18 protein-coding genes are annotated in these 16,925 nt (G+C 57.0%); 7 read left to right on the top strand and 11 right to left on the bottom strand.

The genetic code is table 11. The features are described 5' to 3' along the window. Positions 1–67: 67 nt before the first annotated feature. The gene (locus tag BM395_RS20190) at positions 68–1,477 is read left to right on the top strand and encodes a GGDEF domain-containing response regulator (protein ID WP_170860632.1); all 1,410 of its coding nucleotides are present in this window, start codon (positions 68–70) and stop codon (positions 1,475–1,477) included. Between the two features lie 56 nt (positions 1,478–1,533). Here BM395_RS20190 and BM395_RS20185 read toward each other — a convergent pair whose 3' ends face one another. From BM395_RS20185 to BM395_RS20170, 4 genes are all read right to left on the bottom strand, one after another. Beyond that, on the bottom strand, positions 1,534–2,442 hold the full coding sequence (locus tag BM395_RS20185; RefSeq protein ID WP_079235646.1) for an acyltransferase: 909 nt from the start codon (positions 2,440–2,442) through the stop codon (positions 1,534–1,536). A gap of 192 nt (positions 2,443–2,634) precedes the next feature. Continuing rightward, positions 2,635–4,728, bottom strand: a complete 2,094-nt coding sequence (gene pta, locus BM395_RS20180) for a phosphate acetyltransferase (RefSeq protein WP_090515175.1) — start codon at positions 4,726–4,728, stop codon at positions 2,635–2,637. 61 nt (positions 4,729–4,789) lie between these two features. Further along, the gene (locus BM395_RS20175; RefSeq protein WP_090515173.1) at positions 4,790–5,974 is read right to left on the bottom strand and encodes an acetate kinase; all 1,185 of its coding nucleotides are present in this window, start codon (positions 5,972–5,974) and stop codon (positions 4,790–4,792) included. Positions 5,975–6,010: 36 nt separating this feature from the next. Continuing rightward, positions 6,011–6,343: a DUF3565 domain-containing protein gene (locus BM395_RS20170; protein WP_075723387.1), complete on the bottom strand. Its 333-nt coding sequence runs from the start codon at positions 6,341–6,343 to the stop codon at positions 6,011–6,013. Here BM395_RS20170 and BM395_RS20165 point away from each other — a divergent pair. From BM395_RS20165 to BM395_RS20145, 5 genes are all read left to right on the top strand, one after another. Beyond that, on the top strand, positions 6,312–6,797 hold the full coding sequence (locus tag BM395_RS20165) for an FKBP-type peptidyl-prolyl cis-trans isomerase (RefSeq protein WP_069902084.1): 486 nt from the start codon (positions 6,312–6,314) through the stop codon (positions 6,795–6,797). The two genes, BM395_RS20170 and BM395_RS20165, sit on opposite strands and share 32 nt — an antisense overlap. Before the next feature lie 210 nt (positions 6,798–7,007). Next, entirely contained in the window at positions 7,008–7,490 is a 483-nt protein-coding gene (locus BM395_RS20160; RefSeq protein ID WP_069902085.1) for a glutathione peroxidase, read from the top strand. A 198-nt stretch (positions 7,491–7,688) separates the two neighbouring features. After that, positions 7,689–8,414, top strand: a complete 726-nt coding sequence (locus tag BM395_RS20155; RefSeq protein WP_090515171.1) for a nitroreductase family protein — start codon at positions 7,689–7,691, stop codon at positions 8,412–8,414. Between the two features lie 115 nt (positions 8,415–8,529). Further along, complete coding sequence (locus BM395_RS20150; protein ID WP_090515169.1) at positions 8,530–9,123, top strand: TetR/AcrR family transcriptional regulator; 594 nt, start codon at positions 8,530–8,532, stop codon at positions 9,121–9,123. 43 nt (positions 9,124–9,166) lie between these two features. Then, complete coding sequence (locus BM395_RS20145) at positions 9,167–10,276, top strand: NADH:flavin oxidoreductase (protein WP_090515167.1); 1,110 nt, start codon at positions 9,167–9,169, stop codon at positions 10,274–10,276. A 52-nt stretch (positions 10,277–10,328) separates the two neighbouring features. Here BM395_RS20145 and BM395_RS20140 read toward each other — a convergent pair whose 3' ends face one another. Both BM395_RS20140 and cysZ read right to left on the bottom strand, forming a co-directional pair. Next, positions 10,329–11,531: a glycosyltransferase family 4 protein gene (locus BM395_RS20140; RefSeq protein WP_090515165.1), complete on the bottom strand. Its 1,203-nt coding sequence runs from the start codon at positions 11,529–11,531 to the stop codon at positions 10,329–10,331. 15 nt (positions 11,532–11,546) lie between these two features. Continuing rightward, positions 11,547–12,302 carry a sulfate transporter CysZ gene (gene cysZ / locus BM395_RS20135; RefSeq protein WP_090515163.1) on the bottom strand — a complete coding sequence of 252 codons (756 nt, stop codon included), beginning with the start codon at positions 12,300–12,302 and terminating at the stop codon, positions 11,547–11,549. 273 nt (positions 12,303–12,575) lie between these two features. Between cysZ and trxB the strand changes: the two genes are divergently transcribed. Further along, positions 12,576–13,523: a thioredoxin-disulfide reductase gene (trxB, locus tag BM395_RS20130; protein WP_090515160.1), complete on the top strand. Its 948-nt coding sequence runs from the start codon at positions 12,576–12,578 to the stop codon at positions 13,521–13,523. Positions 13,524–13,573: 50 nt separating this feature from the next. On the opposite strand, the gene BM395_RS20125 is transcribed toward trxB, so the two are convergent. The 5 genes from BM395_RS20125 to folM all read right to left on the bottom strand — a co-directional run bounded on the left by BM395_RS20125 (position 13,574) and on the right by folM (position 16,635). Further along, the gene (locus BM395_RS20125) at positions 13,574–13,915 is read right to left on the bottom strand and encodes a HopJ type III effector protein (RefSeq protein ID WP_069902091.1); all 342 of its coding nucleotides are present in this window, start codon (positions 13,913–13,915) and stop codon (positions 13,574–13,576) included. A 2-nt stretch (positions 13,916–13,917) separates the two neighbouring features. Next, positions 13,918–14,217, bottom strand: a complete 300-nt coding sequence (locus tag BM395_RS20120; protein WP_069902092.1) for a DUF1244 domain-containing protein — start codon at positions 14,215–14,217, stop codon at positions 13,918–13,920. Positions 14,218–14,966: 749 nt separating this feature from the next. Continuing rightward, positions 14,967–15,338: a dihydroneopterin triphosphate 2'-epimerase gene (gene folX, locus BM395_RS20115; RefSeq protein ID WP_069902093.1), complete on the bottom strand. Its 372-nt coding sequence runs from the start codon at positions 15,336–15,338 to the stop codon at positions 14,967–14,969. A 2-nt stretch (positions 15,339–15,340) separates the two neighbouring features. Then, on the bottom strand, positions 15,341–15,901 hold the full coding sequence (folE, locus tag BM395_RS20110) for a GTP cyclohydrolase I FolE (RefSeq protein ID WP_069902094.1): 561 nt from the start codon (positions 15,899–15,901) through the stop codon (positions 15,341–15,343). Between the two features lie 23 nt (positions 15,902–15,924). Beyond that, complete coding sequence (folM, locus tag BM395_RS20105; protein WP_090515229.1) at positions 15,925–16,635, bottom strand: dihydromonapterin reductase; 711 nt, start codon at positions 16,633–16,635, stop codon at positions 15,925–15,927. Between the last annotated feature and the right edge of the window lie 290 nt (positions 16,636–16,925).

Genomic DNA, 16,925 nt, shown 5'->3' with positions numbered 1-16,925 from the left:
GATGCCGATAGACGAAAATAGCCGATCATTTTTTGCAGTGAGCGCGACAAATCGGTTTGGGGGAGGCATGCATATCACGCGTTTGGAAGCTGGGTCTGGTAGTCAATTGATTCTGGTTGTGGATGACCAGCAGGATAACCTTGATGGCGTGAGCGAGTTGCTGGACGACGGTCCCTGGCGGATTGTCTGCGCCAATTCCGGCGCTGGGGCTTTACGAATCCTGCAAACGCAGGATGTCAGTCTGGTGTTGCTGGATGTGCAAATGCCGGGGATGGACGGTTTCGAAGTCGCCCGGCTTATGCGCGAAGATCCGCGCAGTCGATACACCCCAATCATTTTTCTTTCCGGTCTGGAGCAAAGCCATTCCTTTCTGGCCAAAGGTTACTCTCAGGGCGCAATCGATTTCATCAAAAAGCCCTTCGATCCCGTGGTGCTGCGCCATAAGGTCGAGTCGTTGCTTGAGCATGCGAGGCACCGCCGTGAACTGTTGGCGTTGAGCCAGCAACTGGAGAGCGAGCGCGCCTTCAATGCCTCTATTTTGACCAGTGCCGCTGAAGGCATCATGGTAATCGAGGCTGACGGCGTGATCCGCTTCGCCAACCCAACCATTGCCGCCATGCTCAAGACCTCGGTTGAGGCTTTGCAAGGCGCTCACTTCATGGGCTACATCAAACAACCCGAACAGCCGACTGGCTGGTTGCAATCGGTTATTTACAGCCAATGGCAAACCAATAAGAATTTTCGCCTGACCGACTTCATGCTGCGCTCACGCATGGGTGAAAGCGTGCCGGTAATATTGTCCTGCGCACCGTTACCGGGGCCGCGCGGCGCGTTGGTGTTGATGGCGCTTGATATGACAGTGGAGCGCCATCTGCGCAGCCAACTGGAGTCGCTGACAATTACAGATGCGTTGACAGGGCTGCTTAATCGCCGCGGTTTTTACCAGTCGATGGAGTTGGCGCTGGCGCGCATCGAGCGCACTCAAAAGTCGATGTCGTTGCTGTTTCTCGACCTGGATGGTTTCAAGAAAATCAACGATACCTTGGGCCACGACGCCGGTGATCTTTTACTGCGCCGCGTGAGTGAGATGTTGCAGGGCTGCCTGCGCCCTTACGATACGCTGGCGCGCCTGGGCGGGGATGAATTCACCGTATTGCTCGATAGCCTTAATACGCCCGAAGATGCCGGGCGCGTGGCGCAAAAACTGATAGATGTGGTTTCAACTCCGCAGAGCATAGACGGCGTCGAGTTCAGTCTGGGCGTAAGCATCGGTGTTGCCTCGATGCCTGAGTGCGGGCAAACAGTGGAGGAGTTGCTGCGCGCCGCTGACATTGCGATGTATGAAGCCAAGCGTAGCGGTCGCCGGCAATTCAAGTATTTCTGCAGTGCCATGCAGGCGCGCGATATTTTGCTTTCACCGTGTGACAAGCAGCCGGCACTTGGTTTTAGCGAGGCGCTGCGCTCCACGTTGAGCTAACCACGCAACGGCCAGCTCACCGGTTATGGTGCTGGCTGTTGAGTAGTGGAGCGGGGTTATTGGCCGGTGTAATGACCTTGTTTGAGTGCGCTCAACTCGGCGTCTTTTTTCTCCCACAAGGCATTCACCCACTGTTGAAACGCCAGGCGATAGCTTTCGTCCTGATCGTAGCTCTTGCCGAGAAATTCCTGCGGAATCGGCAACGCCTCAAAGCGCACAACCACATCATTCACCTTGCCGGTCAGCAAGTCCCAGAAACCGGGGTTGCCCTGCGGATAGTATATGGTCGAGTTGACGATCTTGTGCATCTGCTCGCCCATCGCATCCAATACAAACGCGACGCCGCCAGCCTTGGGTTTGAGCAAATTGTTGAACGGAGATTGCTGCTGCGCATGCTTGCTCGGATTGAAGCGTGTGCCTTCGAGAAAGTTGAAAATGGCCACAGGGCTGCCGCGAAACTTGTCGCAGGTTTTGCGGGTTGTCTCCAGGTCCTTGCCCTGTTTTTCCGGGTGCTTGGCCAGATAGGCTTTGGAGTAGCGCTTCATGAACGGAAACTCCAGCGCCCACCAGCACAAGCCAATCACCGGCACCCAGATCAGCTCCTGTTTGAGGAAGAACTTGAGCGGGCGGACGTGGCGATTAAGCAGGTATTGCAACACCAGAATGTCGACCCAGCTCTGGTGGTTACTGGTGACCAGATACGTGTGCTGATAGTCGAGTGCCTGCAAGCCATCCACGTTCCAGCGAATATTACACAGCAGTTTCATCCAGGCTTTATTGCAGCTAATCCAGCCTTCCTGAATGAAATTCATCGCCCAGTTGCAAGCGCGCCGTGCGCCTTTGAAAGGCAGGCAAATTTTCAGCAGGGTTACAGTGAACAGCGGAATACACCAGAACAGGGTGTTAATAGCCAACAGGCTGGCGCTGAGTACGCCGCGCAAAGGGGCAGGGAGAAAGTGCAGCATGCGGGTAGGTGCCTCCATGGAAAGGGCGTTCCCGGTTTATTTATTGCCGCAATCAGGTGCGGCTCTTGGGGTGCGCAGATTACCTTGAAGCCTGCAGACTTAAAATATCGAACTTCGCTGAATTTTTGCTTAATTGGCTGACAATACCGCCATGTTTGCCGCTGTTTGGCCTGAAAGACTCAGGCCAGACGGCTACTGGGGCAGGTTGGCGGCCTGGATGGCGGTGAGGGCGATGGTGTAGACGATGTCATCGACCAATGCCCCGCGCGACAAGTCATTCACAGGCTTGCGCAAACCCTGCAGCATCGGCCCGACACTGATGCAGTCAGCGCTGCGTTGCACAGCTTTGTAGGTGGTATTACCGGTGTTCAAGTCGGGGAAGATAAACACCGTCGCCCGGCCTGCGACAGGACTGTTCGGCGCTTTCTGCCGGCCAACACTTTCGATGGCTGCTGCGTCGTATTGCAGCGGGCCATCGACAAGTAATGCAGGGTCCGCCAGTTTGGCCAGCCGAGTGGCTTCGCGCACCTTTTCGACTTCCTCACCCGTGCCCGAGTCGCCGGTCGAGTAACTAAGCATTGCCACCCGTGGCGGAATCCCGAAGGCCAGAGCCGAGTTCGCGCTCTGCAGGGCAATCTCGGCCAGATCCGGCGCGCTCGGGTCCGGGTTGACTGCGCAGTCGCCATACACCACGACCTGATCGGGCAGCAGCATGAAGAACACCGAGGAAACCAGCTTGTAGCCAGGCGCCGTCTTGATCAATTGCAGCGCCGGGCGAATGGTGTTTGCAGTGGTGTGAACGGCGCCAGACACCAGGCCGTCTACCTCATCCAGAGCCAGCATCATGGTGCCCAGCACGACCGTGTCTTCCAGTTGAGCGCTGGCCATGGGTGCGTTCAGCCCCTTGCCTTTGCGCAGTTCAACCATGGGCTCGACATAACGCTCGCGAATCAGGTCCGGGTCGAGAATTTCCAGATCGTCCGGCAGCTCGATGCCTTGCGCCTTGGCAACGCTGTAGACCTCTTCGGGCTTAGCCAGCAACACGCAGCGGGCAATGCCGCGTGCCTGACAAATAGCCGCTGCCTGAATCGTGCGTGGCTCGTTGCCTTCCGGCAGCACAATGCGTTTATTCGCAGCTTTGGCGCGCTGTACCAGCTGATAGCGAAACGCCGGCGGCGACAAACGCAACTCACGGGGCGTGCCGCAGCGGGTACTCAACCAGTCGTGATTAATATGGTTGGCCACGAAGTCGGCGACTTTTTCGGCGCGTTCTTTATCGTCTACCGGGATTTCGCGGTTGAGTCGATTGAGGTTGGTCGCGGTATCGTATGAGCCGGTGCTCACGGCCATTACCGGCAGGCCGCTTTGCAACGCGGTGTGGCACAACTCGATGATTCGCGGGTCCGGGCTGAAGTCGCTGCACAGCAGCAAACCTGCCAGCGGAACACCATTCATGGCGGCCAGGCTGGCGGCGAGAATAATGTCGTCGCGGTCGCCTGGCGTTACTACCAACGTGCCGGGCGTTAGCAGCTGCACGGTGTTGGCCACCGCGCGTGCGCACAGAACTATCTTGAGCATGCGCCGTTGCTCGTAATCACCAGCATTGAGAATTCTGGCGCCGAGCAAGTCGGCAATGTCGCGCGTGCGCGGTGCGTTCAATTCCGGTTCCCAAGGGATGCAGCCGAGCAGGCGAAAATCATCGCGGCGAAACAGCGGGGAGATTTCCTGCAAGCGTTCGACAAAGGCATCCATACCCGCATCGTGGCGCACCTTGTTGAGGATTACCCCGAGCACTTTCGGGTCTTTCGGGCCACCAAATAACTGCGCCTGAATCTCCACCCGGTCGCACAGTTCATGCAGGCTTTCCTGATCCGGTGCGGAGACCAGAATCACATCGGCATCGAGGCTTTTGGCCAGATGAAAATTGATACGTGCGGCGTAACTGGCCTGACGAGTGGGGACCATGCCTTCGACAATGACCACATCCTTGCCTTCGGCCGCTTGCTGATAGAGGCTGATGATCTCTTCCAGCAGCTCATCCAGTTGACCGTCACCGAGAATTCTTTCGACATGAGCAAGGCCCAGCGGTTTTGGCGAGTTGAGGCCGTGGGTGCGGGCAATCAACTCACTCGAGCGTTCGGGGCCGGCGTCGCCCTGATGCGGTTGCGCGATTGGCTTGAAGAAGCCGACCTTGAGGCCAGCGCGCTCCAGCGCACCGACCAGTCCGAGGCTGATCGAGGTCAGGCCGACACCAAATCCGGTTGGGGCTACAAAAAAGGTGTGCATGCGGTTTCCTGTCGAGTGCGCGGTAGCGCGTGGTCAGTGAATGACTGCAAGACTGCTTACGTCAGTTAAGCAGAGCCAGCGTGTCGAGGGCGATCTGGCGTTCTTCGTTGGTCGCCACAACCAGCACGCGTGGATGATCTTTAGCGTTAATCGGCCCGCTGACACCGCGGATCATTCGGGCGTTGGCTTCCTTATCCAGGACCAGGCCAAATAGTTTCAGGTGGGCGACTGTCATCGTGCGAATCAGCGGTGAGTTTTCACCAATGCCGCCGGTGAAAATCAACCCGTCGAATTGCGGCAGTGCGCAACTCAAAGCAGCCAGAGACTTGGCCAACCGGTAACAAAACACCTCGATAGCCAGCGTGGCACCGGCATGGCCTTGCTCGCGAGCCTGCTCAAGCGTGCGCATGTCGTTCGACAAGCCAGACAACCCAAGCAAGCCGCTTTCGCGGTTGAGCATATGATCGATTTGTTCCAGATCCCAGCCCAGTGTGCGCGCCAAGTGGCTGTGCAGATTGGGGTCGACATCGCCGCTGCGTGTACCCATCACCAAGCCCTCCAAGGGCGTCAAACCCATGCTGGTGTCGCGGCTTTGGCCATTGACGATGGCGCAGGTAGAGCAACCGTTACCAAGGTGTGCGACCAACCAACTGCTATCACCCACTGAAAGCTCGCATAGCTCGGCGGCGTGGCGGCTGACAAAGCGGTGGCTGGTGCCATGAAAACCGTAACGGCGCACGCCGTGCTCGCGATACAGCGACTCGGGCAGTGCATAACGATAAGCATGCTGGGGCAGCGTTTGATGGAACGCTGTATCGAACACGGCCACTTGCGGCAAATTGGGGAAGAGCTTCATTGCCACGTCAATGCCCAGCAAGTTCGCCGGGTTGTGCAGCGGCGCGAGCGGGGAGGTGGCTTTGACGGCGTTGAGGGTTGCCTGATTAAGCCGGCTCGCCGTGGTGAATTTTTCTCCGCCGTGTACCACGCGGTGGCCAATGCCGTGGAGCTTGCCATTGGCGGCGGCCTGCACTTTTGGCATCAGCTCGGCGAGTGCAGCCTGATGATCGCCGAAAGCCATCATCGCGCTGTGCTTTTTGTCGCCTGACTGCCAATGCAGCACGGCATCCGGGCTGCCGAGTCGCTCGGCGATGCCACTGATGGCAAAGGACTGCTGTGCCTCATTGACCAGAGCAAACTTGATCGATGAGCTGCCGCAATTGATTACCAGAATGTTACGTGCCGACATTGAATAGTCCTTGGCTTAAAGCCACCGGGTAAATGACTATCGCTTTTCAGCAGCAGTCTCGCTTGCACACCAGCCACAGGCAAATGGTTGGCCAATATGGCGTTGCCGCAATTGCGCATCCAGTACCCATGCCCGGTTCTGCCATGGCGGTTGATGACGCAAGTGCTGAGTGTGGCCACATGACAAGACTGCCACCCAATCACCGTGCTCGTCCTGACGAAAGTCAAGCACGTGAGAGCTTGTACTATCTTTCCGTCTGTCAGCGGTGGGTTCGCTTTCGGGCGTTGGCTTGGTTAAACTTGTCCGTTCTTTAAACTTCTGCAAAAGGTCTCGCCCCATGCTGATCGCTGCCAATAAAGCTGTCTCTATCGACTATACCCTGACCAATGATGCCGGTGAGGTTATCGACAGCTCGGCTGGCGGTGCTCCGCTTGCCTACCTGCACGGTGCCGGTAACATCATTGCTGGTCTGGAAAAAGCCCTGCTGGGCAAACAAGCTGGCGACGAGCTGGATGTCTCCGTTGAGCCAGAAGATGCTTACGGTGAATATAGCGCTGAATTGGTCGCTACTCTCAACCGTTCGATGTTCGAAGGCGTCGACGAGCTGGAAGTCGGCATGCAGTTTCACGCCTCGGGTCCTGATGGCGGCATGCAGATCGTGACTATCCGTGAGCTGGATGGCGACGACGTAATCGTCGACGGCAACCACCCATTGGCTGGCCAGCGTCTGAACTTCAAAGTTAAAGTTGTAAACGTGCGTGACGCCAGTGAAGAAGAAGTGGCTCACGGCCACATCCACGGCGAAGGTGGTCACCAGCACTAATTACTCAAAGCAGGCTGGGCGTGTGTTTATCGCAGTTGCGCGACGCTTGAATGCGTGGCTCGACAGGACGCGATAATGACCGACGTTCTCAAGGCGACTTATGGTTCTGTCATCTGCGCCCAGCACTGCTAATATGAGTAAACCAAAGGCGCCTTATGGCGCCTTTTTGCCCTCTGCCGTACCCCGCAAACGCTCTCCTGGAGTTGATGAATGAGTGCCTTCCACGACATTAATTTGCGAGCACTGGACGGTCAGGATTTACCGCTGGCCCCTTTTAAAGGCCAAGTCGTGCTGGTTGTTAACGTCGCCTCGAAATGCGGGCTTACCCCGCAATACAGCGGGCTTGAGCAGCTGTATCAAACCTACCGCGAGCAAGGCTTTACGGTGTTGGGTTTGCCGTGCAATCAATTTGCCGGGCAGGAGCCGGACAGCGAAGAACAGATTCGCGAGTTCTGCACCACGCAATACGGCGTGACGTTTCCATTGGGCAGCAAGATGGATGTTAACGGGGCGGGTCGCCATCCGTTGTACCGCCTGCTGGCGGGCGAGGGCGCCGAGTTTCCTGGCGATATCACCTGGAATTTCGAGAAGTTTCTGGTCGGTCAGGATGGCCGCGTTCTGGCGCGTTTCTCGCCGCGCACAACACCTGATGATCCGGCTCTGATTGCCGCCATCGAGAAGTCTCTCGGCTAGCTTGCAAGCTGGCAACAGGCTAAATCGCCCAGCGGATAAACGATTGCCGGCTCGTTAGCGGGCAGGCAATCAATCCACCTCGCTTAACTCACCTGCATCAATGCGCCAGTTATGCCAACTCAGCGGGCACAACGGCGACATGGCTTGTCCGAACGCCATGATCACGGCTTAATCGGTGCAATCGCCGAGGAGCTTGTGATGAGCGAAGAACCCGTAACATCAGCATCGCCCGAGGCGCTGCGTGCGCTGATTGAAAGTCGCCGCTCGGTCCGTCGTTTCAACTCCGAGCCGGTTCCCGATGAGTTGATCCGGGACTGTCTGCAAATGGCCGTGCTGGCGCCCAATTCCTGCAATCTGCAACCGTGGAGCTTTCAGGTCATTCGCGACCCGCAATTGCTCGCGCGTCTGCATCCGGTTTGCATGAGCCAGAACGCTGCCAAGGCGCCATTGATCATTGCCGTGTTGGCGCGACCGGATACATGGCGCCAGGCGTGTGAAAATATTATTGAGTACTGGCCAGAGCCAGAAGTACCGGGACGTATTCGTCACTTCTATCGCAAGACCGCACCGTTTCAATACAACCAGGGTGCGTTGGGGATACTCGGTTTCTGCAAGCGGCAGATGCTGCGCATTGCCGCTTTGCGCAAACCGTTGATGAGAACCCCGAACAGCAAGGCACAGATGCGCATCTGGGCGGTCAAGTCGACGGCGCTCGCGGCGCAGAACCTGATGCTGGCCTTTCAAAGTCATGGCTATGCAACGTGTCCCATGGAAGGCTTTGACGAGGTGCGCCTGCGCAAAACGCTGGATATCCCGCGTGAAGCGCTGCCGATAATGCTGCTGGCAGTCGGTAAGCAAGGCGAGAAGGGCGTGTATAACCCGCGCCTGCGTTTCCCGCTTGAGCAGCACGTGACCTGGCTGTAGCGACGACGCTTTCTGCTACTCCCGCGTGGCTGCACTGGGCGTCTGCTGTTGGATAGTTAATCACTATAATCAATAGTGCTGGGAAACCGAGACGACCGGTCATATTGTGCGCGACATGAATCGCTCAATACGTCTCGACAAGCGCGACCTTATCCTCGCCAAAGGTACTGAGGTGATGACCCGCCGGGGTTATCACGGTGCCGGCGTGCAGGAAATCGTCCAGGCTGCGGGGGTGCCCAAAGGCTCCTTCTATCACTATTTCGCCAGCAAGGAAGACTTCGCCCAGCAGGCGTTGGAATACCTGTACGCGCCGCGCTTGCAGCGCTATGCATTGGCGCTGGCCAATGCCGAACAGACCCCGCGCACCCGCATTCTCGATTATTACCAAGACCTGGTTGAGCATTTCGCTGCGCAGGAGAAGCTTGAGTATCACTGCTTCATCGCCAGTCTCGGCTTTGAGATGGCCGAGCTTGCGCCCTCGATCGGCCAGCAGGTTGAGCAGATTTTTCAACGCTCCGCCGAGATTCTCCAAGCCTGCCTTGAAGAGGCGCAGCAGATGGGCGAAATCGGCGCGGATGAAGACTGCGCCAACCTGGCCATGTTTATCACCAACGCCTGGCAAGGGGCGTTAACCCGGCTCAAAGTTTCTGCCAGTACAGAGGCACTAGCGGCCTTCACTCATCGCTTGCGGCTGTTGCTGCAATCCTGAATTTATAGACCTTGAACGAGCCACAATGGCTGCAGGAGTAATTATGAACGCCCCGGTAAATGCACTGTTTCAACCTTTCTCGCTCGGCGCTCTGGAGCTGCCGAGCCGCGTGGTCATGGCGCCAATGACACGCTCGTTTTCACCGGGCGGCGTGCCCAACAGCAAAGTCATCGAATACTACCGTCGCCGCGCTGCTTCGGGTGTTGGCCTGATCATCACCGAAGGCACAACCGTCGGCCACAAAGCCGCCAACGGTTATCCCAATGTGCCGCGCTTCTTTGGCGAAGATGCACTGGCAGGCTGGCAGAAAGTGGTCGAGGCTGTGCACGCTGAAGGCGGCAAGATTGTCCCGCAACTCTGGCACGTCGGCAGCATCCGTCGCGCCGGTACCGAGCCGGACGCCAGCGTTCCGGGTTACGGCCCGAGCGAGAAGGTCAAAGACGGCAATGTCGTGGTTCACGGCATGACTCAGGAAGACATTGATGATGTCATTCAGGCCTTCACTCAGGCCGCTGTCGATGCGCAGCGTATCGGCATGGATGGCGTGGAAATCCATGGCGCGCACGGTTATCTGATCGACCAGTTCTTCTGGGAAACCAGCAACCAGCGCACCGATGGTTACGGTGGTGATCTGGCTCAGCGCTCGCGTTTTGCTATCGAGTTGATCAAGTCGATGCGTGCCGCCGTAGGGCCGGGCTTCCCGATCATTCTGCGTTTTTCGCAGTGGAAGCAGCAGGATTACACCGCGCGTCTGGTGCAGACCCCAGAAGAATTGGGCGCATTCCTCAAGCCGCTGGCGGATGCCGGTGTGGACATTTTCCATTGCTCGACTCGCCGTTTCTGGGAGCCGGAGTTCGAAGGCTCAGACCTCAATCTCGCCGGCTGGACCCGTCAGTTGACCGGCAAGCCTACGATCACCGTCGGCAGCGTCGGGCTCGATGGCGAGTTTATGCAGTTCATGGTCAAGACCGACAAGGTAGCCCAGCCGGCCAGCCTGGATGACCTGCTGACCCGCCTGAATAATCAGGAGTTTGATCTGGTCGCCGTCGGCCGCGCGCTGCTGGTTGATCCGGATTGGCTGATCAAGGTCCGCGAAGGCCGCAATCAGGATATTCTGCCCTTCAGCCGCGATGCGTTGATGAGTCTGGTTTAAACCCGCTCGTTAGCACGTATCCACAAGCCCCGATTATTCGGGGCTTGTCGTTTCAGCGCTGGGTTTGGCCAGCGGGTACTGGATCAGCCGCCTGCATGGCGCTGCGCAGGTGCGACTCGAACTGCCCGGTAATAGTCTCCCAGCCCTGACGCGCGGCATGTTTGCGCGCGTTGAGGCGAGTTTTGCGCAAATTTTCCGGGGCTTCCAGCAGCCAGCACGCCGCGTCGATAAAGCTCTGTTCATCGCCAGGTATGGCCAGCGCGCCGTTGTAACCGTGGCGAATGTGCTGCGCGGCGCCCGCACGATCAAACGCGACCACACCCAAGCCTGACGCCAGCGCTTCGAGCACTACATTGCCGAAGGTTTCCGACACGCTGGGAAACAGAAACAGATCTGCACTGGCGTAGTGACTGGCTAACGCTTCGCCCTGTTGCATACCGCAAAACATTGCATCGGGCAGTTGTTGCTGCAGGGCAGGGCGGAGCGGGCCATCGCCGACTATCACCAGTTTCAAACGTAAATGGGCAAAGCGTGTTTGGAGTTGAGTGAACGCCGTCTCCAGCAGTCCGAGGTTTTTCTCGGGGGCCATTCTGCCCACGTACATCACCGCAATCGAGTCTTCATCCACGCCCCAGGATTGGCGTAACAAGGCGCAGCGTCTGGCGGGATTGAACAACTGCCCGTCGACCCCACGCGCCATTAACTCGATGCGCTCGAAACTGTGCCGCAGCAACTCGGTTTTTTGGCCATTGCAAGGCACCAACGTCAGCTGCGAACGGTTATGAAACCAGCGCAGATAAAGGATCAACGCCTGAGTCAGCAAGCCTGCGCCATAGTGCGCCGCGTAGTGATGGAAGTTGGTGTGAAAGCCGCTGACAACCGGGATCTGCAAACGCCGGGCAGCACGCAAGGCGGACAAACCCAGCAAGCCCTCGGTGGCGATGTAAAGCACATCGGGGCGTTGTTTGCGCCAGCGATTGAGCAACTTGTGCAACGCCGACTGGCCCCACTGCAAGCCGGGATAACCCGGCAGCGGCCAGCCACGGGTCAGCACCAGTTGTTCATCTTGCGAAGCGCCTTCATCGGTTGCCTGCCTTGGGCGTACAAGTTGTACCCGGTGCCCGCGCAGGCGCAGCCCCTCAACCAAATGGCCAAGCGTATTGGCGACGCCGTTGGTTTCCGGTGCAAAGGTTTCGCTGATCAGTGAGATGTACAGGGAGGGTGTGCTCATGACAGCAGTGTCGGCTGCTGCCATGTAGCCGATATGACGTTATGGTTGCTTTACCGTGACAACGGCATCGCCGCGTTCGCGCACCCAGAACAGCGTTGCTCCGGCAACCGCTGCCGGCATCATCACCAGATTGACCACCGGTACCAGCAAGGCCACATAAGTGATGCCGCCAAACCCAAGGGACTGCCAACGCTTTTCACGCAGCCAGGCGAGCATGTCCTGCCAGCTCATTTTGTTGTTGTCCGCCGGGTAGTCGATGTATTGGATGGCCATCATCCAGATACCGAACAGCAGCCACAGTGGCGCAGCAACCAGGTTGATTACCGGAATGAATGAAAGGATGAACAGGCCGATCGCGCGCGGCAGAAAATAGCCCAGCTTGCGCAACTCGCGGCCAATAGTGCGCGGCACCATTGCCATGAACTCGGTCCAGCTGAAAGGCGGGAAGTTGTCTTCTCCGCGCACCACGATTTCGACTTTCTCCGAGAGAAAACCGTTAAACGGCGCGGCAATCATATTGGCGAGCATGGTGAAGGTGAAGAACACCATCAGCACAACCAGGGCGCCAAACAGGGGCCAGAGCACATACTCAAGAAAGCTCAGCCAGCTCGGCAGGTTGGGGATGAATGTTTCTACCCAGCCACTGAATTGCTGAATAGCAAAACCGACCAGCGCGATAAACAGAATCACGTTGATGGTCAGTGGCAGCAGCACGAACAGGCGCAAGCCGGGGCGCATGATCAGCCTGAAACCTTCGCTCAGGTATTGCGGGCCAGAAAGCACGGGGGCGGGCATAGCATTCTCCAAGGGTACTTACAGGCGCGACCTTACCGGCTTTAGTGGCGGGTGGAAAGGGCCGCCGTGAAGGGTTGGCGCTGAATTTTCGTCACAAATTACCTGATAGCCAATGCCTATCTGACGCATTGGTAATCGGTATTTCCCCGCCTGTGATTGCCTGCGTAGTCTGCGCAGCATTCCAACCGTTTCGGATTTACCGTGGCTACCTTGTCCCGGGTATTGGGTAAATCCGCTTTTATCGCGCCGACAATGCGTCGGCAGGAGCTAGCAATGTCCGTACAACGTCATGCCCGTGTGATTATCCTCGGCTCCGGCCCTGCCGGTTATAGCGCTGCTGTCTACGCCGCCCGGGCCAATCTCAAGCCCTTGCTGATTACCGGCATGCAGGCTGGCGGCCAATTGACCACCACTACCGAGGTCGACAACTGGCCCGGTGACGTGCACGGCTTGACCGGCCCGGCCTTGATGCAGCGCATGCAAGAACACGCCGAACGGTTCGAGACCGAAATTGTTTTCGACCATATCAACGCCGTCGATCTGGCTGGTGCACCGTTTACCCTGGTTGGCGACAGCGCTACCTACAGTTGCGACTCGCTGATTATCGCGACCGGCGCGAGTGCTCGCTATCTGGGTTTGCCGAGTGAAGAGTTGTTCATGGGCAAAGGGGTTTCTGCCTGCGCCACCTGCGATGGATTCTTCTACCGCAACCGCGAGGTCGCTGTAGTTGGTGGCGGCAACACGGCGGTCGAAGAGGCGTTGTATCTGGCTAATATCGCCAGCAAGGTGACGCTGGTGCATCGCCGCGAAACCTTCCGCGCCGAAAAAATCCTCCAGGACAAACTGCAGGCGCGAATCGCCGAGGGCAAGATCGAGTTACGCCTCAACGCACAGGTGGATCAGGTGCTGGGTGATGACATGGGCGTAACAGGCGTGCGCTTGCTCAACAACGATGGCAGCCATGGCGAGCTGAAAGTGGACGGCCTGTTTGTGGCCATCGGGCACACGCCCAACACCTCATTGTTCGAGGGCCAGTTGGCGCTGAAAGATGGTTATCTGGTGGTCAATGGCGGACGCGATGGCAATGCAACAGCAACCAGCGTCGCGGGCGTGTTTGCCGCTGGTGATGTTGCCGATCACGTTTACCGTCAGGCGATTACCTCGGCAGGTGCCGGCTGTATGGCGGCGCTGGATGTCGAGCGTTATCTCGATAGCATCTGAGGCAGATGCGCAAGCCCCGGCGTTGTCGGGCTTGCGCTTGCACTCGGCGATCAGGCGTTGCGCGTGATCGATTGCTGGCTGAACGATACGCCGGCCAAGCCTGTGGCCATCAATGCACGGATATTGCCGTGGTCGCTGCCATCTGGAGTGGCAACCACGCTGCGATAATGCTCGCCAAAGCACTTGAGCGCTTCTTCATCAGAAAACTTTTCAAGCACAGCCATGCCGAGGGTTTTGCACGAGCCTTCATTTTGCCCGGCAGCATTTTCAACCGCGCCGTTGGTAAAGGCGCTGGGTTGATAGGTGTAATGCTCAGCAATGAATTGCAGGGTGTCTGCAAACATGAAGTCATCGCTTTGCAGGCGTGCACGAAAATCATTCAACGCGGTCATTGTTACTCGCTTTTACCGGTTTGCTGTTTGAAAGCGGCCTTCTGATCGGCAGACGCTTCCTTCTGATACTTCTCTTTCCACACCGCGTACGGCATGCCGTAAATCTCTTCACGTGCCTGATCCGGCGTCACATCCAGTCCAAGGTCATCACCCGCCGCCTTGTACCACTTAGACAGGCAATTACGACAGAAACCGGCCATGTTCATCAGGTCGATATTTTGTACATCCGGGCGACTGCGCAGGTGTTGTACCAGGCTACGGAAGGCAGCAGCTTCGAGTTCGAGGCGTTCTTGCTCGGTCATATGCAGGCTCTCAAAAAACAGCGGGATGTGCTGAGGCGATGATAAAAGCCTCCTCGGCAGACAGCAATGCCTTGCATCAGCTAACCAAGAAGAAGCAAGTAAACGGTTACGCAGTCCATATCCGAGTTGTGAGATATCTTCTGATCTAGCGCTTTTAACCCAGTCGCGCCCTGTTCCTCCTGTGGAGGAAAAATCGCAGAGAAACGTCGCGAGCGCAGGGAGTACAAGGCGCAGCGCGACTCAAAAGCGCAATTTACATCGAGCAAGCGAGATATCTTCTGATCTAACGCTTTTAACGCAGTCGCGCCCTGTTCCTCCTGCGGAGGAAAAATCGCAGAGAAACGTCGCGAGAGCAGGGAGTACAAGGCGGAACGCGACTCAAAAGCGCAATTTACATCGAGTCAATAAGTGTTTTTAGTTCTGCTCCAGTGCTTTTAACCCAGTCGCGCCCTGTTCCTCCTGTGGAGGAAAAATCACAGAGAAACGTCGCGAGCGCAGGGAGTACAAGGCGGAAAGCGACTCAAAAGCGCAATTTACATCGAGCAAGCGAGATATCTTGTGATCTAACGCTTCTAACCCAGCCGCGCCCTGTTCCTCCTGCGGAGGAAAAATCGCAGAGAAACGTCGCGAGCGTAGGGAGTACAAGGCGGAACGCGATTCAAAAGCGCAATTTACATCGAGTAAATGAGCATTTTTAGTCGGGTTCCAACGCAGTAATCCCAAGCGCAGCAGTTTCTCTGTGATTTTTTTTAGCGATGGGCGGCCAGGGTTATCGACACCGATTCGGCGAAGCGCAGCGCATGCGGCTTGTCCACTTCAACCTCGGCGTAACGCACTGCCTGATTGGCCATCACCAGATCGAGAACTTCCTGAGTCAGGCGTTCGAGCAGCGCAAAGCGATTGCCTTCCACGTGCTGGATGATCGCTTTGGTAATGGTGCGGTAGTTGAGGGCGTGGTCAATATCGTTGTCACGCACCGCCTCGACCGCCGGATACAGAATGGTCAGGTTGATCAACACGTCCTGCTTGTTGTTGATCTCCTCTTCCTTGATACCAATGAAAGTGCGCAGGCGCAGATCCTTGACGCGGATGCGGGCCATCCCGGGTTCCAGTCGCGGCATGCTTAGTTGCTCCGTCCAATCAATTGCAGAAATTCGTGACGAGTGTTGCACGATTCGCGGAAGGCGCCGAGCATCACTGAGGTATTCATCACTGAGTTCTGCTTCTCGACGCCGCGCATCATCATGCACATGTGCTTCGCTTCAATCACCACCGCTACACCGGCGGCGTTGGTGACCTGCTGAATTGCCTCGGCAATCTGGCGTGTGAGGTTTTCCTGAATCTGCAGACGTCTTGCGTACATATCGACTATGCGCGCAATTTTTGACAAACCCAGCACCTTGCCGGTCGGAATATAAGCCACATGGGCTTTGCCGATAAAGGGCAGCAGGTGATGCTCGCAGAGTGAATACAACTCGACATCCTTGACGATCACCATCTCGTCGTTGTCCGACGCGAACAGTGCGCCGTTCACAACTTCCTCCAGGCTCTGCTGGTAGCCGTGACACAAATACTGCATGGCTTTGGCGGCGCGTTTTGGGGTGTCGAGCAAGCCCTCACGTTCAGGGTTTTCGCCGACGCCGAGCAAAATTTCGCGGTAGTTGCCGGTTAACAGGTCAGTCATTTCAAGAGTCCTCGCGGAGCGCCTTATTTAAGGTGGCGGCCGCCGTTTACAGTGAGGGTTGTGCCGGTTGTATAAGGGCTGTCGAGCAGATAGCGCAGGCTCTGGTAGATCACCTGCGGGCCGGGCTCGATGGCCATTACGGATTTGTTCAGGGTTTTCTTGCGATATTCCTCACTGTCCCCGGGATTGAACATGATGAGTGCGGGGGCAATGCAGTTGACCTTGATGTCCGGCGCCAGGCTTGCGGCAAATGACAACGTCAGATTCTCCAACCCCGCCTTGCTGGCGCAGTAGGCCGGACGATTGGCGCTGCCTTTGCGGGTGACATCGTCACTGATGTGAATAATGTCGGCAGGCGTAGATTTGCGCAGCAAGTCGGCGCAGTGCAGGTTGATCAGGTAGGGCGCAAGCATGTGCACGGTGAACATCTGGCTGAACGCCTCGGCCTCATTGCCGGGTTCTTCTTTGCGCCACATCGAGGCGTTATGGACAATCGCCCGCAGAGAGTCAGTGTGTTGCTTGAGTGTCGCAATGAACTCAAGAATCGACGATTCCGAGTTGAAGTCGGCGTGCAAAGCGATGGCGCCACGCTCGCGTAGTCGCGCGAGGCTTTCATGCCCGGAGCGGTAAGTGATGATCACGGGTTGCCCTTCATCGAGCAGACGCTCAGCGCAGTACAGGCCGACTCGCTGAGTAGCGCCGGTGATCAGGATGGGGGCACGGTTAGCAGTCATCATCTACTCGATTGTTAAAGTGGCGTGGCACGCTGCTGATGCTATGGCGCTCGGAAAGCTGTGATTAAAGTTATACCAACTGCAACAGTTGTACAAGGATTTGTGGCGGGATAGTTTTGAGCTAGGGTCTATTTTGCCTAAATTTCAGGTGTATGCAGCGCTGTTAGGCCTTAATGGCTTACATTCGCCACTCTCATTATTTGTACATGGTTTTTTTATGTATAGGTTTCGCATCGTTTGCTGTCGAAGATTGCAGCTGCGCTGAATAGCCGGGCTTGGTGTCTTTCGAT

The sequence above is a fragment of the Pseudomonas marincola genome, assembly GCF_900116605.1.
GTDB classification, from domain to species: Bacteria; Pseudomonadota; Gammaproteobacteria; order Pseudomonadales; family Pseudomonadaceae; genus Aquipseudomonas; species Aquipseudomonas marincola.
This window is presented reverse-complemented; position numbering and strand designations above follow the sequence as displayed.